Raw genomic sequence first — 22,414 nt, forward strand, 5'->3', positions numbered from 1 at the left:
GCGTCCCGCGGCCTTCTCGCCGGCATCGGCGCCGGCCCCCGCCCGCACGCCGTTGTTCGTGTGCCCGCGCCGTACCGGTGCGGACGATTCATGTCTGGAGTGTTTTGAGCCTGCCTGCCGTCCTGGCACGCCATCTGAAGCCCGCTCTCACGCCTTCGCAGCCGGTCACCGCAAGGCTGCTGCGCACCGAGGCGCTGGCCGGCCTGGTGGTCGCGCTCGCGCTGATCCCCGAGGCGATCTCCTTCTCGATCATCGCCGGGGTGGACCCGCGGATCGGGCTGTTCGCCGCCTGCACGATGGCCGTCACCATCTCGGTCGTCGGCGGACGCCCCGCGATGATCTCCGCGGCCACCGGCGCGGTCGCCCTGGTCGTCGCGCCCATCGCCCGCGAGCACGGCCTGGGACACCTGTTCGCCACCGTCGTCCTCGCCGGGATCTTCCAGATCGTCCTCGGCGCGCTGGGCGTGGCCCGGCTGATGCGGTTCGTGCCGCGCAGCGTGATGGTCGGCTTCGTCAACGCCCTGGCCATCCTGATCTTCATGGCGCAGGTCCCCGAACTGCGCAACGTCCCGTGGCCCGTCTACCCGCTGGTGGCCGCCGGTCTGGCGCTGATGGTGCTGTTCCCCCGCGTCACCAAGGCCGTCCCGGCGCCGCTGGTGTCGATCGTCATCCTCACCGTCATCACCGTCGCCGCGGGCATCGCCGTGCCGACCGTCGGAGACAAGGGCGCACTGCCGTCCTCCCTGCCCACCCCCGGCATCCCCGACGTCCCCCTCACCCTGGACACCCTCACCCTCATCGCCCCCTACGCGCTGGCGTTCGCGCTGGTCGGGCTGATGGAGTCGCTGATGACCGCCAAGCTCGTCGACGACATCACCGACACCCGCTCGGGCAAGACCCGCGAGTCCATCGGACAGGGCATCGCCAACATCGTCACCGGGTTCTTCGGCGGCATGGGCGGCTGCGCGATGATCGGCCAAACCATGATCAACGTCAAGAGCGGTGCCCGGACCCGGCTGTCGACCTTCCTGGCCGGGGCGTTCCTGATGACCCTGTGCATCGCCTTCGGCCCGATCGTCTCCGACATCCCCATGGCCGCCCTGGTCGCCGTCATGGTCCTGGTCTCGGTCGGCACCTTCGACTGGCACTCGGTCCAGCCGTCCACCCTCAAGCGCATGCCGCTCGGTGAGACCATCGTCATGGCGGTCACCGTCGCCGTCGTGGTCGCCACCCACAACCTCGCCATCGGCGTGGTCGCCGGCTCGATCACCGCAATGATCGTCTTCGCCCGCCGGGTCGCGCACCTGGTCAACGTCTCCGCCGTCACCGACCCCGACGGCGGCCAGGTCGTCTACGCCGTCACCGGCGAACTGTTCTTCGCCTCCAGCAACGACCTGGTCTACCAGTTCGACTATGCCGGCGACCCCGACCGCGTCACCATCGACCTCACCGACGCCCACGTCTGGGACGCCTCCACCGTCGCCGCCCTCGACGCCGTCACCACCAAATACGAGCGGCACGGCAAGACCGTCGAGATCGTCGGCCTCAACGAGCACAGTGCCCGCATGCACGGCGCCCTCAGCGGCGAGCTCGCCGGAAGCCACTGACCGCCCGGCGCTCACGCGTCAGGGGTAGAGGGCGGCGATCGCGTTGAGGACGCGGTCACGCGCCGCCTCCGGTGCGGTGACGCCGATCAGGACGTAGTAGGCGAGGCCCTCGGCGAGCGCGACGAGATCGACGGCCGCTTCTCGGGGGTCCACCACCGCGGAGAGGAGCCCGGCCTCCCGGTCCCTGCGGAGCAGGTCGGCGATCTGGTCGTGGAAGCGCGCGTAGTCCGCCCGCATGCGCCGCGCGATCGACTCGTCCGTGAGGGCCAGCGCGGTGAAGGACTGGCGGACGCGCATGTGCGCCCGCGTCTCGGGGTCGTAGGCGATGAGCTCGGTCAGCACGACGACCAGCACCGTGCGCGGCGCGGCGCCTTCGAGGTCCTCGCCCACCAGCGACCTGATGCGGGCGGCGCTCAGCTCGTTGCCGCGCTCGAACGCGGCTTCGACGAGCTTCTGCTTGGTGGGGAAGTAGTGCTGGACGCGTCCCGCCGACACCCCCGCCTGCGCCGCGACCTCGGTCAGCGACACGGCCGGAAGGCCGCGCTCGGCGACGACCGCCAGCACCGCGTCGGCGATCTCCCGCCGCCGCACCTCGTGGCCCGCCCCCGGCCCGCGCGTCCGCCGCTCCATCGACCACTCCCGGCTTTATCGATGCGACCACATCGGATTGACCTCCGAACCTAGCCGACCCTAGCCTGATGCGAGCAATACGATGTGAGCACATTGATTTGACTGGCGGTGGCATGTGACCCGAACCGGACCGGACGGTGCCCGCACGACCGCCGAGGCGCCGGCCGCACCCGCGTCCCGGGTGATCCTCGCCCTCGCCTGCGCCGCCCAGTTCATGGTCGTGCTGGACGTCTCCGTGGTGAACGTCGCGCTGCCCTCGATCCAGACGTCCCTGGGCTTCGCGGCCACCGACCTGCCGTGGGTCGCGGGCGCCTACACGCTCGCCTTCGCCGGCTTCCTGCTCCTGGGCGGGCGACTGGCCGATCTCTACGGGACCAGACGCGTCCTCGTCGCCGGCCTCGCCCTGTTCACCGTCCCGAGCCTGATCGGCGGCCTGGCGACCACGCCCGCGCTGCTGATCGCGGCGCGCGCGGCGCAGGGGGTCGGCGCCGCCGTCCTCGCTCCGGCGACCCTGACCGTCCTCACCACCACGTTCCCCGAAGGCCCCCGCCGCACCCGCGCCCTCGCCGTCTGGACGGCGGTGAGCCTGGCGGGCGGCGCGGCGGGAAACCTCGTCGGCGGCGTCCTCACGCAGTCGCTGTCCTGGCGCTGGATCCTGCTGATCAACGTGCCGATCGGCGCGGCCGCGCTCGCCCTGACCGGCCGCCTGCCCGCCGCCCGCCGCCGCACCGGGCGCGCCGCCCGCCTCGACCTTCCCGGCGCCGCCACGGCCACCGCCGGCCTGGCGCTGCTCGCCTACGGCATCATGCAGGCCGGACCGCGCGGCTGGGACGACCCGGTGACCGCGGCCGCCCTCGCCGCCGCGGCCCTCCTCCTCGCGGCGTTCGCGCTCATCGAGACGCGCCTCGCCCGCGACCCGCTGATCCCGCCGCGGCTGTTCCGCATCCGGGCGGTCTCCGCCGGGAATGCGGTCATGCTGCTCGCGGGCGCCTGCTTTCAGGTGCCGATGTGGTACTTCCTGACCCTCTACATGCAGGACGTCCTGCACTACACCGCGCTGGAGACGGGCCTCGGCTTCCTCCCGCACACGCTCCTGACGATGATCGTCGGCCTGCGCGCCACCCCGCGGCTGATGAGGCGGGTCGACGACCGGGCCCTCGTCATCGCCGGGGCCCTCGTCGCGGCCGCCGGCTTCCTGTGGCAGAGCCGCATCACCGCGGACGGCGGCTACCTCTCGGCCGTGCTCGGCCCGGCGGTCCTCATGTCCGTCGGCGGCGGCCTGCTCAACACGCCCCTGACGGCCACCGTCACCTCCGGCGTCACCGAGCGCGACGCCGGGGCGGCCTCCGGCCTGATGAACACCGCCAAACAGGTGGGCGGCGCCCTAGGCCTGGCCGCCCTCACCGCGGCCGTCGCAGACCATGCCCCCACCCCGCCGTCCCTCGCGGACGCCTACGGCGACGCCTTCCTGATCATGGCGGTCATGCTGCTCGCCATCGCCGCCGCCTCCCTCGCCCTCCCGCCCAGACGCGACCCCGCGGCCGCGGACACGCCGCGGTGAGCCGGAAGGCCGTACTCCTCGAGGGCGGCAAGAGCATCGGCCGGCACATTCGCAGTCCTGAATCCGGCGGCGGGGTCACGGGAGGTCTTCAGGGTTTCTGGGGGTGTTCAGGGCTTGGGTTAGCCAGGCTAGGGAGCCGGTTTTCTGGGTCTGCTCGGCGAGGCGTTTGGCCGACGGGGTCTGGAGTTGGGCCAGTGAGCTGTCTATCCACGGTTGGGTGTTCCGGTTGCCCTGCTCCCGGTACTCGATGGCCTGGATGAGGCACTCCAGTTTGTCGGCGTCGCGGGCGCACAGCGCCTCGGCGCTGTCCTTGCCCTCGTACTCCGCTACGGCACCCGTGATCAGGGCGGCCACCGCTTCCGGCAGGCCGCGTGTCTGGTGCTCGGTGACCTGCTCGTTGGGCGCCTTCTCCACGTACGGTCTGGCCAGGTACGGGAGGTCCGTGAGGCGCGTCTCCTGGCTGTCGTGGAAGAGGCTCAGCAGCGCGGCGCGGGCGGGGTCGGCGCCCTCCAGCGCGGCCAGGACGCTCGCGATGACCGCCGTACGGAACGAGTGGTCGGCGATGCTCTCCGGGGCGTTCACTCCCGCCACGAGCCAGCCCGTGCGCTTGTAGCGCTTGAGCAGGCCGATCTCGTACAGGAAGCCAGCCAGCCGCTCCGTCTCGTTCGCCATGCCCGCCCTTCTCTCCCCGGTCGTCCGCCGGACCAGGCTTTCACGTGCTCGTGGCGCGCCGGGGGATCAGGCGGGATTCAGCTCGGTGGTCCCCACATACGCCGCCGGGCGGACAGGGCGTCCCCGCTGTGCCGCGTCCGCCCGGACAGCGGGTCAGGGGCCGGTGCGGTCGAGGTAGGCCCGCCGCTCGTCGGGGTCGAAGTCGCCGGGCGGACGGTGGCGGGTGACGACGCGTTTGAGGGTTTCCAGCGCCGGTTCGGGCAGGGCCTGCTCCACAGCGCCCATGGGGGCGAGCCAGCGCGGCACGGTGACCTCCCGGCGGCCGTGCCGGGCACTGGCGACGATCGCCTCGGCGACGTCCTCGGGCTTCAGCGTCGGCTGGAGGTCGAGGGAGACACCGGAGGTGAGGTCGGTGCGGGTGGCGGCCGGCATGATCGTGGTGAGGGTGACGCCGGTGCCGTGCAGCTCGGCGCGGACGGCGCGCGACAGCGCGGCCACGGCGAACTTGGTGGCGCAGTAGACCGCGATGCCGGGGGTGGTCACCTTGGCGGCCATGGACGCCACGTTCACGATGTGGCCGCGCCCCCGGGCGATCATGTCCGGCAGGACGAGGTAGGTGCCGTTGACCACACCGGACAGGTTGACGGCGATCTCGTGGTGGTGGCCGGCCAGCGACTGCTCGGAGAACGCGCCCATCCGCATGATGCCCGCGTTGTTGACCAGCATGTCGACCGGGCCGTCCGCGCGGGCGGCGTCCAGGAACGCCCGGAAGCCCTCCGGATCGGTGACGTCCAGCAGATGGCCCTTCACACCCAGGTCGGACGCCGTCTCGGCGACCGCGTCGCCGTCGACGTCCCCGATCCACACGCGCGCGCCGCGGGCGGCGAGCGCGGCGGCCGTGCAGCGGCCGATGCCCCGGGCGGCCCCGGTCACGCACACCACCGCGCCCTTCAGCTCGATCATGCGCGCAGCCCGGCGACCGGTTCGCGGAGCGCGAAGTGGGCGACCGTGCGGATCTCGCCGCTGTGCATGGTCAGCAGGGCGCGGCCCAGGTACAGGCCGGGCAGGAGCTCCACGATCTCGTCGCGGGTCCGCTTGATCGGGAACGTCCGCACGCTCGGGTTGCGATAGGCGCTCACGCCGTAGTCCAGGGCCCGGACCGGGATGTGGGGCTCGATCAGCCCGGTGTCCAGGCGGTGGTCGAAGTCGAACCCCTCCATCGCGTTCCCGGCGCGGCGCAGCCCGCCGTAGCGGGGGGCGATCACCCGCATCGCGTACCGGGCGAGCGGGATCAGCCGGTTGAAGCCGGTTCCGGCGGCGGCGTCGAAGGTCTTGCCCAGCCAGGTCGGGTCGATCGCCAGCAGCGGGTTCGCCAGCGCCGCCTCCGGGATGCCGAACAGCCGGCCGACGATCAGGCCCTCCAGCCTCCCGTCCAGCTCGCCCGGGGGCAGTCCGCGGGCGAACAGCGCCGAGATCGCGGCGCGGTCGTTCTTGCGCCCCAGTTCGCGCAGGTACTCCCAGCCCGCGACCCGGGCCCGGCAGGGCGAGACGGCGGCGAGCGCCCGCAGCTCGTCCAGCAGCGGATCGCCCGATCCCGCGGCTTCGCCGGCCGGGCGCGGCACCGCGGCGGCGGCACGTTCGGTGGTCATCGAGAACCTCCACGGATCGAATCTGGTACATTTTTGTACCAGATGGCGGGCAGGAGGTGTCAAGAGCGGGTCCGGCGGGATGCCACCATGACCTGGTGGCAGACGAGACGGTCCGGCGGCGCGCCTACGGAGGGCAGTCCGCCGACCAGCGCAAGGCGGTCCGCCGCGGGCGGCTCATCGACGCCGCCCTCACCTCCATGGCCGACGGCGCCTGGCGGGCCGAGACCGTCGCGCGGCTGTGCGCCCGAGCGGAGTTGAACAAGCGCTACTTCTACGAGAGCTTCACCGACCTCGACCAGCTCGCCGTCGCGGCCATCGACCAGATCGCCCAGGAGGTCGGCCAGGCCGCACTCGACGCCTACGCCGCCTCCGCCGGCCTCCCTCTGGCCGGCCAGGCCCGCGCCGCCATCGGCGCGGTCGTCCACGGCCTGGCCGACGACCCCCGCAAGGCGCGCGTCCTGTTCGGCATGGTCGGCGGCCCGCCGCTCATCCAGCAGCACCGGGCCGCCGTCGTCCAGGGCCTCACCGAGATCCTCATGGACCACGCCCGCGCCATCCACGGCGTCGAACTCGCCGCCGACAGCCTCGCCCGGACGGCCCCGCCCTTCGTGGTGGGCGGCACCGCCGAAACCATCCTGGCCTGGGTGAACGGCACCGTCGCCGTCCCGCTCGACATCCTCATCGACGACCTGACGACCCTGTGGCTGATCACCGGCAACGGTGCCGCCGACCACGCCCGCCACCGCGTCCGCAACCCCTGACCCCACCGCCCGAACGGCGGCCGGCGGAAGGCCGCTCCGGGGGCGTCGACCGCCAGAGATCTTCCAACGATCTACTACTCATAGCATTCACAGCAACACTCTGGGTCAACTAGTAGTGGAGGGGCCGGACGTATCCGGGCGTCCCCCGCGTCCCGGATCGGCCGCCTCCTTCCGCCCGGCCGGGTCACCGGCTCGAGTCCCCCCGGAGGTCAGTGCATGCCCCCCAACCCTCCGCCGTTCGAACCCGAAAAGCGTCCCGCCATCACCATCGGACCCGACGACGGCCGGTACCCCACGCTGAGCCGCGGCTTCAACCAGCGGTGGATCGCCCACCCGGAGTACGTGCGGCTGATCACCTCCTCGGACGGCGTGGTGACCGCGCTGCGGGAGGCGGTCAACCAGAAGCCCGCCGACCCGAAGCGCACGCGCGTCACCGTCCGGTCCGGCGGCCACTGCTACGAGGACTTCGTGTGCGGCGACGACGTCCGGGTGATCCTGGACCTCAGCCCGATGTGCGGCATCGCCTACGACCCGCGCCTGGAGGCCTGGGCCGTCGAGGCGGGCGCCACCAACTGGCACGTCTACAGCCACCTGTTCCCGCTGTCGGGCCGCACCCTGCCCGCCGGATCGTGCTACTCGGTCGGGCTCGGCGGACACATCACCGGCGGCGGCTACGGGCTGCTGTCGCGCCAGGCCGGCCTGACGGTGGACTACCTCTACGCCGTCGAGGTCGCCGTGGTCAACCGCGACCGCACCGTGGACCTGGTGGTCGCCACCCGCGACGACCCCGACCCCCACGTGCGGGACCTGTGGTGGGCGCACACGGGCGGAGGCGGCGGCAACTTCGGCGTCGTCACCCGGTTCTGGTTCCGGGACCTGCCCACCCCGCCCCGCAAGGTCCTCATCACCGCCCGCGCCTGGCCGTGGTCCGGCTTCAAGGAGAAGAAGGACTTCATTCCACTGGTCGCCAACTACTGCGACTACTTCGCCCGCCACCAGGACCCCGGCACCGCGGCCGGACGGCTGTTCGCCCTGCTGACCCTCAACCACCGCGCCAACGGCGAGATCGGCCTGGTCGCCCAGGTCGACACCGCCACCGACGATCCCGGCGACACCAAGGACGCGGGTGTCGCCGCGATGCAGGACTTCCTGCGCCAGGTCGACAGCCGCGCCGTGCCGGACTCGAGGCCGATGTGGGAGTCGGTCGCCGAGCACGCCGCCATCCCCAACGCATGGCACCCCCGCATGATGCCGTGGCTGACCGCCACGCAGGCCCTCAACGGCTCCGGGGAGAACCGCTGCGGCAAGTACAAGTCGGCCTACCTGCGCAAACCCCTCACGGACGACCAGATCGGCGCCATGTGGGACTACCTCGGCAACGCCCACTTCAAGGACTACGACAACAAGGCGGCGGTCATCCAGATCGACTCCTACGGCTCGGCGGTCAACCGTCCGCCCCGCGACACCGCCACCCGGCAACGCGACTCGATCCTGAAAATGCAGTACCAGGTGTACTGGAACCGGCCCAGCGACTCGCTCCCCGACCACGAGGCCGAGGCGCGGCATCTGAAATGGATCCGCGAGACCTACCGCGCCACCTTCGCCGAGACCGGCGGCGTCCCGGTGACCGACGGCCGAAGCGACGGCTGCTACATCAACTACCCGGACGTCGACCTGTCCGACGACGACTGGAACAAGTCCGAACAGCCCTGGTCGCAGCTGTACTACAAGGACGCCTACGACCGCCTGCAGCGCATCAAGGCCCGCTGGGACCCCCTCAACGTCTTCCACCACGGCCAGTCCATCCAACCCAAGTCCACGCGCTGAAAGCACGGGCCCCGAGCATCCGCCACTGCCGGCGCCCCCGCCGAGTGAGACGGTCTCGGCGGGGGCGGTCCTCTCATCGGCCGGGCAGGACCGGTGACCGCGGTGGTATCGACGGCGGTGAAGCGTCCGACCCGGCTGGTACACCTTCGGGCATGCGTCCTGAGGAGTTCCTGCACATGGTGCTCGACCTGCCGGAGGTCACCGAACGCGAGGCGTTCTCGAACCTGACCGGCTTCCGGGTCCGCGACAAGGGGTTCTGCTATTTCAACGAGGACGAGGGCTTCGTCCTGCTCAAGGCCACCCGGGAGGAACAGGCCGCCCTCGTTGCCGACGACCCCGGCACCTTCTCCCCGTCCTGGGCCAGTGGGCGCTTCGCATGGGTGGAGGTCAAGCTGGCCAGCGTCGACCCCGAGGAAATGAGAGAGCTGGTCACCGAGGCCTGGCGGCTCTCAGCCCCGAAACGCCTCGCGGCCGGATGACGGCTCGGCGTCCTCCGTCCGGTCCGGCCGGCCAGGAGTGCGGCTGTCGCGCCGGTGGCGCCCGGGGGAGACACCGAACTCGCGCTTGAACGCGTTGGCGAAGGAGAACTCCGAGGCGTACCCGACCTGCTCCGCCACGGCGCTCAGCGGAGCGTCGGAATCGCGTAGCGGCCGCATCGCGGTCGTCAACCGCCACCAGGTCAGGTACGCGAGCGGCGGCCGCCCCACCAGCGCCGTGAAACGGCGGGAGAAGGCGGCCCGCGACAGTGCCGCGTGCGCGCCCAGGCTCGCGACGGTCCAGGGCCGTGCCGGATCGTCGTGGATCGCCCCCAACGCGGCGCTGACGGCGGGATCGGCGAGCGCCGCCGCCCATCCGGTGGCCCCGCCGTCCGCCGGTTGGTCGGCGAACCAGGCCCGCAGGATGTAGAGCAGCAGCGTGTCCAGCAGCGCGGGCACCAGGGCACCCGTCCCCTGCTGCGGTTCCTCCAGCTCGGCGCCGAGCAGATCGACGGCGGCGCGCAGCCGGGGATGGCGTCCGAGCCGAGCGGGCAGGTGCAGCAGCGGAGGCAGGTCGGCCAGCAGCGGGTGGACGCGAGCGGCGTCGAGCTCGTAGGCCCCGCACAACGTCACCGTGGTCGAAGCACCGGCGGGTGCCCGGCCGACCGGCGGCGCGGCGTACCTGCGTTCGAACCTGGGGCCTTCCCGCGGGTCGCAGACGTGTTCGGCCAGCGGCGTGGACGGAGCGTCGGCCAGGCCGTGCCGACCCGCGTGGGGCAGGAACACCACGTCGCCGACGGCGAGCGGGAAGGGCTCACCCTCTTCGGGAATGAGCCAGCAGGGGCCGCGCAGATCGACGCGGGCGCGGTGCGGGTGGACGCCACGGCGTCCCGCCCCCTCACCGAGCTGCCGGCCGTGCACCGCGACGCCGAAGCCGGCCGCACCAGCGGCAAGACCATCCTCATTCCCTGAAGGAGCCCAGATGACGACCACTCCCACCCGCCCGGCCGGTCAGAACCTCCGCCGCTACGCCTACGCGGTGGGCGGCGCCGTCCTGGCCACGGTCCTGGTGTGGACCGCGGCGCACGGCCTGGGCGTCGACCTTCGCGTTGATCCCGGCGATGGACGGCCCGGCCAGGTGGTCGGCCTGCCCCTCACCGCCGGCGTCACGTTCGTCGTGGGTCTGCTCGCCTCGGCCACGCGGGCGGCGCTGGACCGGTTGACCGACCGCGCTCCGGCCATCTGGACCGGATCGGCCTTCATCGTGCTGCTGGTGTCGTTCGTGCCGGTGCTGTACGTCGAGGCGTCAAGCAGCACCCGGCTCATCCTCGGGTCGCTGCACCTGATCGTCGCCGCCGTACTCGTCCCGCTCCTGAGCCGCCGGAACCGGCCGGTTCCGCACCGCGAGCGACCCGCGAAGTAGCGCCCACCGGCTCGGCCCCAATGCGGGGCCGAGCAGAGCGCGTTCCCGGACGGGGCGGGATCACGGTTGGTCGGGGTCGCTGCGCGGGACGAGGTTGCGGCGGGCGAGGCGGGTCAGGCGGGCGACGGTCGTCTCGGTGGGGTCGAGGGGTTGGAGCAGGTGGCTGGCGGTGAGGCGGACGAGGGCGTCGGCGGTGGCGGTGACGTCCTCCTCGTCCAGATGGGGTGCGCGGGCGGTGATGTGCTCCTGCAGCACCTGCCCGGCGAGGGTGATCAGAGGCTGGGAGTTGGCGGTGAGGAGGCCGAGCAGGGTGTCGCCGCCGTGGTCGCCGGACAGCACGGCGCGCAGCAGCGGGTTGGCCGAACCCTCGGTGAGTCCGTAGCGGACGGCGGCTTCGATCGCGGCGACGGGGTCGTCGTGCGTGGCGAGCCGGTCGGCGACGCCGTCGAGGAACCGTGCGGCCTCGCGGTTCAGCAGGGCCTGGCCGATCTCGTCCTTGGAGGAGAACTCCTTGTAGAGGGTCTGGCGGCTGACGCCCACTTCGGCGGCGATCGCGGTCATGGTGACCGCCGCCCAGCCCCGGTCGACCAGGAGCCGGTACGCGGCGTCGAGGGCGTCGTGATGCAGCTGGTGGCGCACTCGCGCGTGGAAGTTGGCCGGTGCGGAACTGGTCACGGGCTCGACACTATCAAGCGGACTGTCCATGCAGCTGACATCGACCCAGTCACTACGCCATGGGTGACAGTTATTGTCTGACCGTTCTTGCCCTTGACAGTTGAGCATAGAGTGTCAACATGGAGGCGTGCCGAGCCGACGAGCCGTCCGCCGCCCTCGGCGTTCGCCCTGGCTCGGCCGCCGCCATGGCGAACGCCCCGCGGGATGCCACAAGGAGAACGCGACCGTGACCGACCTGCAGATCCGCAAGATCCCATTCGAGTTCGACGAGTCCGTGCCCTTCCAGTGGAACCCCGCCAACCCCGACTTCGGCCTGCTGGTCAACGCGCTCAGCGTGCTGGCCATCGCCTTCGAGCGGTACATCCTCGGCGTCACCCGGCAGGTCCTCCCGAGGCTGAGCGACCCCGGGATCGTCGAGGAGGCCGAGGCCTTCCTGCGGCAGGAGGGGCAGCACTCGCGCGCACACCGGCTCCACGTCAACGCGCTCATCCGGCAGTACCCCGGTCTGCGGGACGTCCTGGACGGCGCGATCGCCGACTACGACCGGCTGCGGGAGCGGGAGTCGCCCGAGTTCGGCATCGCCTACATCGCCGCCGTCGAGGCCACGTTCACGCCGCTGTTCAAGATGATGCTCGACAACCGCTCGACGCTCTTCAGCCCGGGCGACGCGAGGGTCGCCTCCCTGCTGGTGTGGCATCTGGTCGAAGAGATCGAGCACCGCAGCTCAGCCCTGGTCATCTACCACGGGCTGATCGACGACCCCTGGTACCGCACCCGGACGGCCCCGCGGGTCTTCGGGCATCTGACCCGGCTCTACGGTGAGGTCATCGAAGGCTTCCACCGCCACGTACCGCCCGAGGACCTGCAAACCGATCTCCGCCGCATCAAATCCAAGCAGGCCTGGGTGCGGGAGGCCGCGGTGCACCTCCCCCTCATCGGACCCCGGAGGCGCTCGTCGGACCGTCCGACCGCCTTCCAAGCGGTGCCCGGCCGTCAGCTCATGGTGGCCCTCCTGCGGCTCCTGCTGTCGCAGACCCCGCACCACCGGCCGGCCGACGAGCCCCTGCCCGCCTGGGCCGAGACCTGGTTCGCCGCCTACGACGAGGGCGTGGACATGACCCGGTTCGAAGGCAAGCCCCTGCGGAGCGCCTCTTGAGCGACATGACGGAGATCGACATGACTCAGCCGATACGGACGATCAAAGCCAACGGTCTGGATTTCGGCTACCTGTCGGCCGGGCCGGACGACGGCCCGCTCGCCCTGTGCCTGCACGGCTTCCCCGACTCGGCCTACTCCTGGCGGTATCTGCTCCCCGAGCTCGCCGCGGCGGGCTATCACGCGGTCGCCCCGTTCATGCGCGGCTACGCGCCCACCGAGGTGCCGTCGGACGGGGCCTATCAGAGCGGGGCGCTCGCGGCCGACGCGAACGCGCTGCACGAGGCGCTCGGCGGCGGCTCGGACGCGGTACTGATCGGCCACGACTGGGGCGCGATCGCCGCGTACTCGGCCGCCGCCCACGCACCGGACCGCTGGAGGACGGTCGTCACCCTGGCGGTCCCGCCCGTGTCCGCCATGCTGAACGCGTTCTTCGGCTACGAGCAGTTCAAGCGGTCCTTCTACATCTTCCTGTTCCAGACCCCTCTCGCCGAGCTGGCGCTCACCCCGGACTTCATCGAGGGCCTGTGGCGCGACTGGTCCCCCGGGTACGCCGCGGCCGAGGACGTGGCGCACGTCGTCCAGTGCCTGAGCGAGCCGGCCAACGTCGCGGCCGCGATCGGCTACTACCGCGCACTGCTGGACGTTTCACACCATGTCCCGGCCTATGCCGAGGAGCAGGCCGCGGCCGGCCGCAAGGGGGAACGCGCGATCCTCTACCTGCACGGCGCGGCCGACGGCGCCCTGGCGGCCGACCTCGTGCGGGACGCCGACCAGGGGCTGCCGCAGGGGTCGAAGATGGAGATCATCGAAGGCGTGGGCCACTTCCTGCACCTTGAGCGGCCTCGGGAGATCAACGCCCGCATCCTGAACTGGCTCACCTGACGGTCTCAGCCAGGCAGGCGCCCGGCGGAAGTGCCGACCGACCGCTGATCACACCGTCCCGACCGGGCCCAGCGGTCCGGGCCGTCCGCATCTGCGAACGGCCCGAACCCGGCGGACGCCGGCTATGTAACGGAGTCGGCGACGCGGGACCCGGTGACGCCGGTGACGGCCAGGGGCCTTCTCATCCCCGGGTTCCGGGCCGGTCGACGATGGCGGTGCCCAGCTGGGCGGACCAGCCGAGCTTCTGGCCCTTCGTGAACCGCGCGGTGCCGTCGCCGCCGGTCGACGTGTGGTCCTTGACGGCCATGGCGCGGTGCCCGAGGTAGGCGAAGGTGGTCGGGTCGATGATGACGTCGGTGCGCAGGTAGCCCTCGTCGATCCGGTAGAGGGCGACGCCGTGGCGCCCGGCCGCGTCGGTCACGTCCCTGGCGAACCGGACGCCGGGGATCGCGGCGAGCGCACCGTACAGCGCCGCGCGCAGCTTCGGCGGCAGGACGCTGCGGCTCATCAGGTCCTGGATCGTGGTGAACGCCCCGGCGTCGCGCCCGAGGGGCGTCTGCCCCGACTGCTGGTAGACGAGCGCCAGCAGGGCTTTCGGGTCGGTGGGCAGCGACCGGAGGTAGGTGTAGTCGGAGCGCGGCACGGCCGAGCGGTCCATCGGCGTGGTCGGAGCGTTCTCGAGCCGTCCGCCGTTCTCCATGGTCGCCCGCCGCATGCCGTCCACCCGGATCCAGCGTTCGACGGTGGTGCGCTTGTCAGGTCGTCCCGACACGGAGCCGGCGGTGCCCGCGGAGGACGTCGCGAGCAACTCCTTGACGTAGGTCCACTGGTCTGGGCGCGGGTTCCAGGCGGGTTCGGTCGCCGCCTTGAGCGAGGCCCGGTGGGTCAGCTCGGCGGCGGACGCGACGGGCCCGGCGGGCAGGCCCGGGATGCCGGACCGGCGATGGCCGTCCTCGTCCACGCCTCCCAGGTTCTGGGCGACGGTGATCCCGGCCGCGGCCGTGACGGCCAGGGCGCCGACGGCCACGAGCCGGACGCCGGTGCGCGGCAGCCGGACGCGGCGTCCCCGCTCGCCGAATCCCGTGGTCACCCGCGACCGGACCGCGGCGAGCCGTACCGGCTCGGGCTCGGCCAGGGAGGCCCGCATGTTCCGCAGCGTGTTCAGTTCGTCCATGGTCAGTCCTCACTCGTCGTCGGGGTGCCGAGGGCCGCGCGCAGGCTTCGCCGGGCGCGGTTGAGACGGGAGCGCACCGTGCCGACCGGCACGTCCAGGGCGCGGGCGACCTCTTCGTACGAGAGGTCGCCCCAGGTGTAGAGGAGCAGCGCGTCGCGGTCGCGCTTCTTCAGCGACGCGAGGGCGGCGGCCAGCCGCGAGCCCTCCGCCTGCGCGGAGACGGCGTCGGCCACCCGCTGCGCGTGGCCCTCGGCGGCGAGGGGGTCGGCGCCGGAGCGGGCGTACGCGCGGTACATCCGCACCTCGGCCCGCCGCCGCTCGCCGATCAGGTTGGTGGCGATGCCGTACAGCCACGGCGCCGCGTCCGTACGCGAGAGGTCGTAGCGGTCCCGGCGGCGGAAGGCGATCAGGAACGTGTCGGCGACGACGTCGTCGGCGGCGTCGGGGCCGAGACGGCGCGCGGCGTACCCGCGCAGCCGGTCGGCGTGGCGATCGAAGATCGCTGCGAAGAGTTCGGGTTCTCTCCGCGACCGCTCGATGAGGCTCGCGTCGTCGACGTCGGTCGAGAACGCGGCCTTCGAGCCTGGCGGCGCTTCGGCCATAGAGCGGTGTCCCTTCGTCAGGGCCCGTTGCGGGCACCGGGGTCACCTCTCCTTGGCCGACGGCACGGTCCGGGTTCACGGCCGGTGCTGGAGGCCGCCGCTCATCGGGTGAGGGTCGAAAACCCGTCAGAGCCGGACCCGGTCTGGAGGCTAAGCGATCACAGCCGTACCGATCCGGGGAACCCGTTCGCGAACGGAGCCGATCCGACTCCATAAGTCACGCGCGAGGCGGCGAGCCCGGGCCCCGCCGCCATGCGGAGCCCGGGCCGCGCCGGGGGTCAGGAGGGCTGGCCGGTGGGCATGATGGTGACCTGCTGGAGGTTGACGCGCGGCGGCAGCGCGGCAAGGAAGCCGATGGTGGCGGCGACGTCCTGCGGAGTGAGCCACTCCATCGTCTCCTTGGAGCCCTCAAGCCACTCCTGGGCGCCGGGGTCGGTGACGTGGCTCTGCAGCTCGGTGCCGACGATTCCGGGCTCGATCGCCGCCACCCGCACGTTCTTGGCGCCGAGTTCGACGCGCAGGTGCCGCGACAGGTGCGTGACGTACGCCTTGGTGGCCGAGTACACCGCGAAGTTGGGGAAGATGTTCTGCGCGGCGATCGACGAGGTGTTGATCAGGTCGGCGACGCCGCGCTCGGTTCCGGCCGCGACCAGCTGCGGGACGAACGCGCCGATCGTGTTCATCAGGCCGGTGACGTTCAGGTCGATCTGGTGCTTCCACTGGTCGGCGGCCAGCTCCTCGACCGGCGCCGGAAGCATCACCCCGGCGTTGTTGAACAGCAGGTCCGCGCCGCCCAGCTCGGCGGCGACCCGGTCGGCGGCGGCCTGGACCGCGGCGGCGTCGGTCACGTCCACGCCGATCGCCACGGCGGAGCCGCCGTCCTTCTCGATCCGCGCGACGAGATCGGCGAGCCGGTCCTCGCGGCGGGCCAGCAGCACGACGGTCGCGCCCTGGGCGGCGAGCTGCTCGGCGGTGGCCTCGCCGATACCGCTGGACGCACCGCTGATCACTGCGACACGGCCCGACAGCGGGGTGGCGGAGGTCTGAGTCATGGTCCAACCCTTCAGGTGACGTTCCCGGCCGGCGGTCACCGACCGTCACCTTCAGAACATCAGCCAGAACACCGCCTGAAATCGCCTAAGACGACCTTGCTAGGGCAGGCACCGGCAAAACAGGTACCGGCAGGACCACCCTCGGTGGTCACCCACGGGCCGTCCCGGCACACACTGGGGGTATGGCCGCCAACAGGGAGCTCGCGGACTTTCTGCGCACCCGCCGCGCACGGATCAACCCGGACGAGACCGGCCTGCCCTCCGACGGGCGGGTACGGCGGGTGCCCGGACTGCGCCGCGACGAGATCGCCCGGCTCGCGGGCGTCAGCACCGAGTACTACACCCGCCTGGAACAGGGCCGCGCCACCAACCCCTCCGCCGAGGTCGTCGACGCCTTGTGCCGGGCCCTGCGCATGGATCCCGCCGAATGCGAGCACCTGCGCGACCTCCTGGCCAGGCCCGCCCCCGCCCGCCGCACCCCCGCGCCTCCGCAGCGGGTCCGTCCCGGCCTGCACCTGATGCTCCACACCCTGGAGCACGTCCCCGCCTTCATCCTCGGCCGACGCACCGACGTTCTGGCCACCAACCGGCTCGCCCGCGAGGTCCTCACCGACTTCGACGCCCTGCCCGTCCCGCAGCGCAACCTCGCCCGCTACTACCTCCTCGACCCCGCCGCCCGCGAGCAGGTCGGCGACTGGGAACGCATCGCCGCCGAGACCGTCGCCGTCCTCCGCCTCGAAGCGGGCCGCCACCCCCACGACAGGCAGCTCGCCGACCTGATCGGCGAACTCACCGTCAAATCACCCGAGTTCTCCACCTGGTGGAACGACCACCGCGTCCTGCGCCGGACCCACGGCACCAAGCGCTACCACCACCCCGTCGTAGGCGACCTGGAGTTCGCCTACGAGTCCTTCCAGGTCCCCGGCGACACCGACCAGACTCTGTGCGTCTACAACGTCGAACCCGCCTCCCCCACCGCCGAGGCCCTGAGCCTCCTCACAAGCTGGACCGCCCCCCACTCCACCTGATCCGTACGGCGGAGCAACAGACCCATGACTAGACGCAGGTCATCGAAACAACGGCCGCCGTGGGCCCCTGCCCCGCTCTCCTCAGCCCTCGCCGAGAGCGGTGACGAGCTGCTGCGCCGCCCAGGCCACTTCGATATCGGGATCCAGCACCAACCGACGCGCAGTGAGAACTCCGGCCCTGACCGCCCGATGAGCCGAACGTTCCCAATTCGCCTTCAGCACATAATCCGGCGAGCCTGGCGACTCCGCTGCGGCCCGGCTCCAGGCGCGACTACACCAAATCTCGTGCAGAAACCGCAGGATCTCGGACCGACATGCCACCTGCGGCGCCTGTGCCAACTCCCACAACAGCGGAACGGCCGCAGCGGTCGCCTCCTCGACCGCGATGCCGTCCCGGCACAGTCGGAAGCGCAGGTCGTCCAACGCCAGGGCCGACTCAGCCGGACCGCCCCACGCGACCTTCGCCAACAGCGACGGAACTCCGACCGCTGACCCCGAGGAATCTCGAAGCTCACCCCAGGGCACCGATCTCACTCGCTTGAGCAACGTCCCCACACCAGCCCCCTAGAAGCGATCGCCGCCCCCGACCACGCGACTCAACGCCCGCGAATCCGAACCCAGACGCAATCAACCAGGAGCGGCCAACGCGCCTCACCCATGGCTGCACAGCTCTTGTCAGCCATCCGATCCATTCGCCCAGTTGATGAGCAGCCCTTCCGTCCCGTCGATGTCGGTCATGACAAGCGCTACCGGCAACCCCTGATCACTCCAGGTGTTCCAGATCGCCCACCCCTCGGGACGAGGGTCCACGTTGAGCCGCCGACATGCCGTCTCGTAGTCGTCGTCCATCCCGAACGGCATGGCCGCCGGCCGGAGCATGATGACTCATCGGCGAAAGCCTCGTTGACCACGGCGCGACTACGAGCTTCGATCTCTCGCAGATACTCGGACTCGCTCATCTCAGGGACCAGCCACGGCGCCACTCTGACACGACGCCTCCAAGCGAACACCTGATTTTCCCGGCGCCATGGAGCCAAGCATTGCCGGGAGCAACGCGCGCTACCAACGCCTCTCGACGGTGCCCTCGGTCGCGACTCGCGCCTTGGGGAGGGTGCGGAGTTTGGCCCGCCGGCCACGCCGCCGAACTCAGGCAAGACGTCGCTCATCGGCCCGTCCGTCGTCCTCCAGCCGGAGACGCCGCTGCAATCTGCTCTCGACCCAATCCCCCAACGGCAGCCCGGGCTCCTTGCGCCATGCCTTCGGACGCCGACGCGCCAGACGCTCCTCGACCTCAACCGCCTTCCCCATGTCGGGCCGCCCCGCAGCTTCCTGAAGAAGCTGACGAAGCCGATGGCGGTTAGCACGATTGGGAAACCGCTTGTTCAACCGAACGGCTGCCTGAGGCGCGTTTTCCGCCTTGCGATTCCTCTGGCCCCTCTGCTGGATCTTCATTGCTGCTCCGACTCATCCGAGTCGGTCGGGGCGGCAGAGGCGGGGCGACCCGCCACGCCCCGCATCAACCACTCGTCAGCGGAGAAGGCCCTTGACCGTCAACCTGCCCGCCACCGCCCGTGAGCTGCTCGACGGGCCGCATGCCGCGATCCTGGCGACCACGAACCCCGACGGCCGGCCGCAGTCCTCAGTGATCTTCGTCAAGCGCGAGGGCGACACGGTCGTCTTCAGCACGATCAGGGGGCGGCAGAAGACCCGCAACATGGAGCGCGATCCCCGCATAAGCCTGCTCGTGCTGGCGCACGCGTCCGGCTACGTGGAGATCCGCGGAACGGTGACGATCACCGACGACCCCGACAAGGCGCTCCTTCACGAGATGTACGACCGCTACATGGACGGCGCGGCACCGCCGCCCGAACCCGAGGCCGAGCGAGTGGCGGTGCGCATCACCGCCGACCGGATCCACGTGTGGCCTCCCGAACCCGTCAGTCAGCAGAACTGACACCCGAGCCGCACCACCATCGGTTCCGCACAATTGGAAAGGACGACATATGCGCAAGATCGTCGAGTCGACGCTGATGAGCCTCGACGGGGTCGTGGACGACCCCGGATCCTGGGCTCTGGACTACTTCGACGACCAGTTCCTCAAGGAGGCCTTCGAGCTCCTGCAGGGATGCGACGCCATGCTCATGGGACGCGGCATCTACGAGGACCTGTCCTGGCGGTGGCCGGGGCAGACCGGAGACTTCGCCGACGCGATCAACGGGATCCGAAAGTACGTGTTCTCCTCGAAGCTCGAACGAGCGGACTGGAACAACTCCGTGATCGTGCGGGGCGACGTGGTCTCCGAGGTGCGGAAGCTGAAAGAGGAGGGCGGCGGCGACCTGGTCGTCTTCGGCCATGGACAGCTCTCGCACACCCTCCTCGAACACGGCCTCCTCGATCGGCTCCGCTTCGCGGTTCACCCCGTCGTCGTCGGCCGGCCGCTGGGAGCGGTCCGTAAGAACCCCAAGACGCCGCTGACCTTGGTCGGTACGCATTCCCGTGAGTCCGGTGTCGTCGTACTGAACTACACCGTCGGGAAGGACGCGGGCAGGGCCTCCTAGCGCACACTCACGTGTTCCGATGCCCGGCCCCGAGCGGCCAGCTGGAGTTCCTGGTCATCGTTCCCGCACGCGCCTGCGGCTTGTAGGTGTCGCGACCGTCAGAACCGCCGCGTTCCCGGGCACCCCCCACCTGATCGTGTGAGCAGGTGGGGGGTGCCGGTCGAGTCGTCACTTCTGGCGGGAAAGGAGCGTGATATCGCCGCGGAAAGCGTCCAGGCCGAGCCAAGTCCACGCTCAGTTGCAGGGGAATACCGGCGGGAAGCCGAACTTCGGCAGCAGTGCGGGTTCACCGAAAAGCGTGATGCGTTCTATGCCGTCAGAGGCGACCGTGAGCACTGCGATGCCGAACGCGGCGTAGGTCCCGTCGTCGGTTCGCAGATAAGCGGCGGCGGCGGGTTGCCCGTTCGCGCTCGTGGGAAACATGCGCCACGTACCGGGTGGCCCCATGACGTCCCCGATATAACGCAGACACGTCTCCAGACCGGAGAACCATGTGCTGTAGCCGGTCATCTCCAGGGCGGCGTCCTTCCGCAGCGCCTGCTCGAGAGCGGTCAGGTCGCCGTTCTCGAAGGCCGCCATGTATTGATCGAGCAGAGCGCGCGCCTCCGGCTCGGTCGGCTCAGCGACGCCTTCCTGCGCTGTCACTTGGGCCATGCCGGAGCGAGCACGCTGAAGCAGGCTCTTCACAGCCGCCACCGAGGTGCCCAGCATGGCGGCCACGTCCGCGGCGGGGAAGTCCAACGCCTCCGTCAGGATGAACACCGCTCGCTGCCGCGGCGGCAGATGCTGCAGGCCCGCGACGAGGGCCAGCCTGAGCGTCTCCCGCGCGGTCACGATGGCGGCGGGATCGGCCGGTCCCGCCGTCACCGCCGCGTCCGGAAGGGGCTCAAGCCACATGACGTCGGCTCTCTCCACCGGCGCGATGTGGGGGTCCTCACTCGCAGGGCCCAGTCCCGACGGCAGAGGGCGGCGGCCGCGTCGCTCGCGGGCTCTGAGGCACACATTGGTTGCGATCTTGTACATCCAGGCACGGAAGGACGACCGGCCCTCGAACCCGCCGTAGGCCCGCCAAGCGCGCAAGTAGGTCTCCTGCACCAGATCCGCGGCGTCGTCAGCGGAGCCCGTCATGCGGTAGCAGTGGGCCAGAAGCTCGCGGCGAAATGGCTCCGCGAGCGCGGCGAACTCGTCCTGATCCGTTCTCCGCACTCCCTCCCCCTGCGCATCAACTCTTCCGCTCGTGACCTGAACCATCGTCCGGCTCACCCCGCTGTCTCCTCCTGCAAGCCCCTAAGGCCCTCACCAATGAAGACCCGCGACCGGCCCGAAAGGCATCGCTCATCGCCGCGGACGACGGACGCAGTTCGTCGGGGACTCACCAGGCGCCCCAGCGGTCACGCCGGCGAGGCCTTCTGGACCAACAAGCCCTCGCCGTTCGCAGGCGAGGAGGTCAGAGGTTGAGGCGGGTCACGCCGGCGATACGCACGCTCTCACAGTCCGGCCGGATGCGCGGACAGCCAGTCCTGGAGGCGGCGGCGCTGTTCAGCGGAGCACTCATCGGCCGGAGTGTCACTCCGCGCACGTCCTGAGCCCCGACAGCCACGTGTGCCTCGCGCGCTCTTTGCGCGCTGCCTTCTCGGTATGGACGCACATGGGTTCGGCGCCCGATCCGTTCTCGACCTGGCGGCTGGTGCCGTGCGTGACTGCAGTAGGACGCCCGCCTGACAATCGCCTTCTCGTCGGGCGCGCCCCGCGGCAGGGCATTGTGAGCGCGTCGATGTGGGGTGGGGCTGACGTTGGCGCCGTATCGTGCCGGCTGGTGTTGCTCGGTATTGGTGGCGATGAGGCGCCAAATGATTAGAGGCCGGTCTGGATTTCTCCTGAACCGGCCTCTGACCTTGGGTGTCTCGGTGGAGCTGAGGGGATTTGAACCCCTGACCCCCTCGATGCGAACGAGGTGCGCTACCGGACTGCGCCACAGCCCCGAGGACTCCGTAAGGTTAGCAAACATCGGGGGGTGCTCGCGCACCGGTTATTCGCCGACGGCTCGGCGGTCGTCGGCGTACTGGTCGAAGACCTCGTCGGGGGTGACGAGTTCGATGACCTCGGCGGGTTCGGCGGTCTCGGCGGCGTGGCGGGCCTGCAGGGCGCGGGCGCGGGCCGCGGCGCGGGCCTGGGCGGCGGCGCGGCGGCGGGCGGCGTCCATGCCGACGGCGACGCGGAGCAGCGCCAGGTGGCCGGCCAGGAGCAGGACCGGGGGCGCGATGATCCACCAGGGCGCGACGCCGGCGGCGGTGATCGCGACGGAGGTGAACAGGAGCGCGGCGAGGCCGGCGGTGCGGCGGCGGCGCCGGGCGATGACGGTGGCCCGGCGCACCGGGCGGCGCGGCGCCGGGGTCTCCTCGTCCGGGAGGGTCTCCTCCTCGTCGTCGGCGACGGGCTCGTCGGGGCGCTTGTGGAGAAGGCGGGAGATCCCCGTCGTCTCGGTGTCGCGGCGCAGCCACATGGGGACCAGGACGACGGCCCAGACGGCGACGATCGCGAGGTAGAGGACGGCGCTGCTCATCGGCCCCACCGCCCCAGGGCACGCTCGGCAGGCGGGCCGACTTTCGGCGCGCGAACGTGCAATGGGAGCAGGGTCACGCCCCGCACGGTACGAGGGGCTGTCAGAGGTTGACGAGC

Annotated in this window: 26 protein-coding genes and 1 tRNA gene; 12 read left to right on the forward strand and 15 right to left on the reverse strand. The window is 71.1% G+C overall.

Translation table 11 applies throughout. The features are described 5' to 3' along the window. The first annotated feature begins 104 nt into the window (after nt 1–104). Nucleotides 105–1,607, forward strand: a complete 1,503-nt coding sequence (locus K4S16_RS22945; RefSeq protein WP_375708339.1) for a SulP family inorganic anion transporter — start codon at nt 105–107, stop codon at nt 1,605–1,607. An 18-nt stretch (nt 1,608–1,625) separates the two neighbouring features. Here K4S16_RS22945 and K4S16_RS22950 read toward each other — a convergent pair whose 3' ends face one another. Then, the gene (locus K4S16_RS22950; RefSeq protein WP_149261048.1) at nt 1,626–2,237 is read right to left on the reverse strand and encodes a TetR/AcrR family transcriptional regulator; all 612 of its coding nucleotides are present in this window, start codon (nt 2,235–2,237) and stop codon (nt 1,626–1,628) included. Nucleotides 2,238–2,352: 115 nt separating this feature from the next. On the opposite strand from K4S16_RS22950, the gene K4S16_RS22955 reads away from it, so the two are divergent. After that, complete coding sequence (locus K4S16_RS22955; protein ID WP_375708340.1) at nt 2,353–3,798, forward strand: MFS transporter; 1,446 nt, start codon at nt 2,353–2,355, stop codon at nt 3,796–3,798. A 75-nt stretch (nt 3,799–3,873) separates the two neighbouring features. Here the strand turns inward: K4S16_RS22955 and K4S16_RS22960 are convergent, their stop codons facing one another. The 3 genes from K4S16_RS22960 to K4S16_RS22970 form a co-directional block, all read right to left on the reverse strand. Next, nucleotides 3,874–4,470: an HD family hydrolase gene (locus tag K4S16_RS22960; protein ID WP_149261049.1), complete on the reverse strand. Its 597-nt coding sequence runs from the start codon at nt 4,468–4,470 to the stop codon at nt 3,874–3,876. A gap of 153 nt (nt 4,471–4,623) precedes the next feature. Continuing rightward, the gene (locus tag K4S16_RS22965; protein ID WP_149261050.1) at nt 4,624–5,433 is read right to left on the reverse strand and encodes an SDR family oxidoreductase; all 810 of its coding nucleotides are present in this window, start codon (nt 5,431–5,433) and stop codon (nt 4,624–4,626) included. Continuing rightward, nucleotides 5,430–6,119, reverse strand: a complete 690-nt coding sequence (locus K4S16_RS22970) for a hypothetical protein (RefSeq protein WP_149261051.1) — start codon at nt 6,117–6,119, stop codon at nt 5,430–5,432. The genes K4S16_RS22965 and K4S16_RS22970 overlap by 4 nt, the downstream gene beginning before the upstream one ends. Before the next feature lie 95 nt (nt 6,120–6,214). On the opposite strand from K4S16_RS22970, the gene K4S16_RS22975 reads away from it, so the two are divergent. The 3 genes from K4S16_RS22975 to K4S16_RS22985 all read left to right on the forward strand — a co-directional run bounded on the left by K4S16_RS22975 (nt 6,215) and on the right by K4S16_RS22985 (nt 9,186). Continuing rightward, nucleotides 6,215–6,880: a TetR/AcrR family transcriptional regulator gene (locus K4S16_RS22975; protein ID WP_149261052.1), complete on the forward strand. Its 666-nt coding sequence runs from the start codon at nt 6,215–6,217 to the stop codon at nt 6,878–6,880. Nucleotides 6,881–7,096: 216 nt separating this feature from the next. Then, the gene (locus K4S16_RS22980) at nt 7,097–8,707 is read left to right on the forward strand and encodes an FAD-binding oxidoreductase (RefSeq protein WP_149261053.1); all 1,611 of its coding nucleotides are present in this window, start codon (nt 7,097–7,099) and stop codon (nt 8,705–8,707) included. Nucleotides 8,708–8,859: 152 nt separating this feature from the next. Next, complete coding sequence (locus K4S16_RS22985; protein ID WP_200842041.1) at nt 8,860–9,186, forward strand: MmcQ/YjbR family DNA-binding protein; 327 nt, start codon at nt 8,860–8,862, stop codon at nt 9,184–9,186. Here K4S16_RS22985 and K4S16_RS22990 read toward each other — a convergent pair. Beyond that, the gene (locus K4S16_RS22990; RefSeq protein ID WP_235037031.1) at nt 9,157–10,035 is read right to left on the reverse strand and encodes an AraC family transcriptional regulator; all 879 of its coding nucleotides are present in this window, start codon (nt 10,033–10,035) and stop codon (nt 9,157–9,159) included. The two genes, K4S16_RS22985 and K4S16_RS22990, sit on opposite strands and share 30 nt — an antisense overlap. Here K4S16_RS22990 and K4S16_RS45835 point away from each other — a divergent pair. Beyond that, nucleotides 9,943–10,155, forward strand: coding sequence for a hypothetical protein (locus K4S16_RS45835; protein ID WP_235037038.1), 213 nt, complete (start codon nt 9,943–9,945; stop codon nt 10,153–10,155). The genes K4S16_RS22990 and K4S16_RS45835 overlap by 93 nt on opposite strands. A 10-nt stretch (nt 10,156–10,165) precedes the next feature. After that, nucleotides 10,166–10,606 (forward strand): DUF6069 family protein, encoded by a 441-nt coding sequence (locus K4S16_RS22995; RefSeq protein ID WP_149261055.1) that lies wholly within the window; start codon nt 10,166–10,168, stop codon nt 10,604–10,606. A gap of 60 nt (nt 10,607–10,666) precedes the next feature. Here the strand turns inward: K4S16_RS22995 and K4S16_RS23000 are convergent, their stop codons facing one another. Next, the gene (locus K4S16_RS23000) at nt 10,667–11,281 is read right to left on the reverse strand and encodes a TetR family transcriptional regulator (protein WP_160160997.1); all 615 of its coding nucleotides are present in this window, start codon (nt 11,279–11,281) and stop codon (nt 10,667–10,669) included. A gap of 226 nt (nt 11,282–11,507) precedes the next feature. Here K4S16_RS23000 and K4S16_RS23005 point away from each other — a divergent pair, with 226 nt between their 5' ends. Together K4S16_RS23005 and K4S16_RS23010 are read left to right on the forward strand one after the other, a co-directional pair. Continuing rightward, a complete protein-coding gene (locus tag K4S16_RS23005; protein WP_149261057.1) occupies nt 11,508–12,437 on the forward strand; it encodes a metal-dependent hydrolase in 930 nt (309 codons plus the stop codon). Nucleotides 12,438–12,457: 20 nt separating this feature from the next. After that, nucleotides 12,458–13,321 (forward strand): alpha/beta fold hydrolase, encoded by an 864-nt coding sequence (locus tag K4S16_RS23010; protein WP_149261058.1) that lies wholly within the window; start codon nt 12,458–12,460, stop codon nt 13,319–13,321. 181 nt (nt 13,322–13,502) lie between these two features. Here the strand turns inward: K4S16_RS23010 and K4S16_RS23015 are convergent, their stop codons facing one another. The 3 genes from K4S16_RS23015 to K4S16_RS23025 form a co-directional block, all read right to left on the reverse strand. Further along, complete coding sequence (locus tag K4S16_RS23015) at nt 13,503–14,495, reverse strand: CU044_5270 family protein (RefSeq protein WP_149261059.1); 993 nt, start codon at nt 14,493–14,495, stop codon at nt 13,503–13,505. Between the two features lie 2 nt (nt 14,496–14,497). Continuing rightward, nucleotides 14,498–15,097, reverse strand: coding sequence for an RNA polymerase sigma factor (locus tag K4S16_RS23020; RefSeq protein ID WP_149261060.1), 600 nt, complete (start codon nt 15,095–15,097; stop codon nt 14,498–14,500). Nucleotides 15,098–15,375: 278 nt separating this feature from the next. After that, nucleotides 15,376–16,149, reverse strand: a complete 774-nt coding sequence (locus tag K4S16_RS23025; protein ID WP_149261061.1) for an SDR family oxidoreductase — start codon at nt 16,147–16,149, stop codon at nt 15,376–15,378. A 182-nt stretch (nt 16,150–16,331) separates the two neighbouring features. Between K4S16_RS23025 and K4S16_RS23030 the strand changes: the two genes are divergently transcribed. Continuing rightward, nucleotides 16,332–17,177 (forward strand): helix-turn-helix transcriptional regulator, encoded by an 846-nt coding sequence (locus tag K4S16_RS23030; RefSeq protein WP_149261062.1) that lies wholly within the window; start codon nt 16,332–16,334, stop codon nt 17,175–17,177. A gap of 81 nt (nt 17,178–17,258) precedes the next feature. On the opposite strand, the gene K4S16_RS23035 is transcribed toward K4S16_RS23030, so the two are convergent. From K4S16_RS23035 to K4S16_RS23040, 3 genes are all read right to left on the reverse strand, one after another. Next, a complete protein-coding gene (locus tag K4S16_RS23035; RefSeq protein ID WP_149261063.1) occupies nt 17,259–17,645 on the reverse strand; it encodes a hypothetical protein in 387 nt (128 codons plus the stop codon). Nucleotides 17,646–17,852: 207 nt separating this feature from the next. Then, complete coding sequence (locus tag K4S16_RS44430; protein ID WP_160160998.1) at nt 17,853–18,026, reverse strand: hypothetical protein; 174 nt, start codon at nt 18,024–18,026, stop codon at nt 17,853–17,855. Between the two features lie 297 nt (nt 18,027–18,323). After that, nucleotides 18,324–18,629: a hypothetical protein gene (locus K4S16_RS23040; protein ID WP_149261064.1), complete on the reverse strand. Its 306-nt coding sequence runs from the start codon at nt 18,627–18,629 to the stop codon at nt 18,324–18,326. A gap of 91 nt (nt 18,630–18,720) precedes the next feature. Between K4S16_RS23040 and K4S16_RS23045 the strand changes: the two genes are divergently transcribed. Both K4S16_RS23045 and K4S16_RS23050 read left to right on the forward strand, forming a co-directional pair. Further along, the gene (locus tag K4S16_RS23045; RefSeq protein WP_149261065.1) at nt 18,721–19,131 is read left to right on the forward strand and encodes a PPOX class F420-dependent oxidoreductase; all 411 of its coding nucleotides are present in this window, start codon (nt 18,721–18,723) and stop codon (nt 19,129–19,131) included. A 49-nt stretch (nt 19,132–19,180) separates the two neighbouring features. After that, nucleotides 19,181–19,735, forward strand: coding sequence for a dihydrofolate reductase family protein (locus tag K4S16_RS23050; RefSeq protein WP_149261066.1), 555 nt, complete (start codon nt 19,181–19,183; stop codon nt 19,733–19,735). A gap of 234 nt (nt 19,736–19,969) precedes the next feature. On the opposite strand, the gene K4S16_RS23055 is transcribed toward K4S16_RS23050, so the two are convergent. The 3 genes from K4S16_RS23055 to K4S16_RS23065 all read right to left on the reverse strand — a co-directional run bounded on the left by K4S16_RS23055 (nt 19,970) and on the right by K4S16_RS23065 (nt 22,298). After that, nucleotides 19,970–20,998, reverse strand: coding sequence for a sigma-70 family RNA polymerase sigma factor (locus K4S16_RS23055; RefSeq protein WP_235036996.1), 1,029 nt, complete (start codon nt 20,996–20,998; stop codon nt 19,970–19,972). Between the two features lie 645 nt (nt 20,999–21,643). Beyond that, nucleotides 21,644–21,717 (reverse strand) — tRNA-Ala (locus K4S16_RS23060). A gap of 47 nt (nt 21,718–21,764) precedes the next feature. Next, complete coding sequence (locus K4S16_RS23065; protein WP_149261067.1) at nt 21,765–22,298, reverse strand: hypothetical protein; 534 nt, start codon at nt 22,296–22,298, stop codon at nt 21,765–21,767. Nucleotides 22,299–22,414 lie beyond the last annotated feature (116 nt).

This window comes from Actinomadura sp. K4S16 (assembly GCF_008327685.1).
Classification (GTDB): domain Bacteria; phylum Actinomycetota; class Actinomycetes; order Streptosporangiales; family Streptosporangiaceae; genus Spirillospora.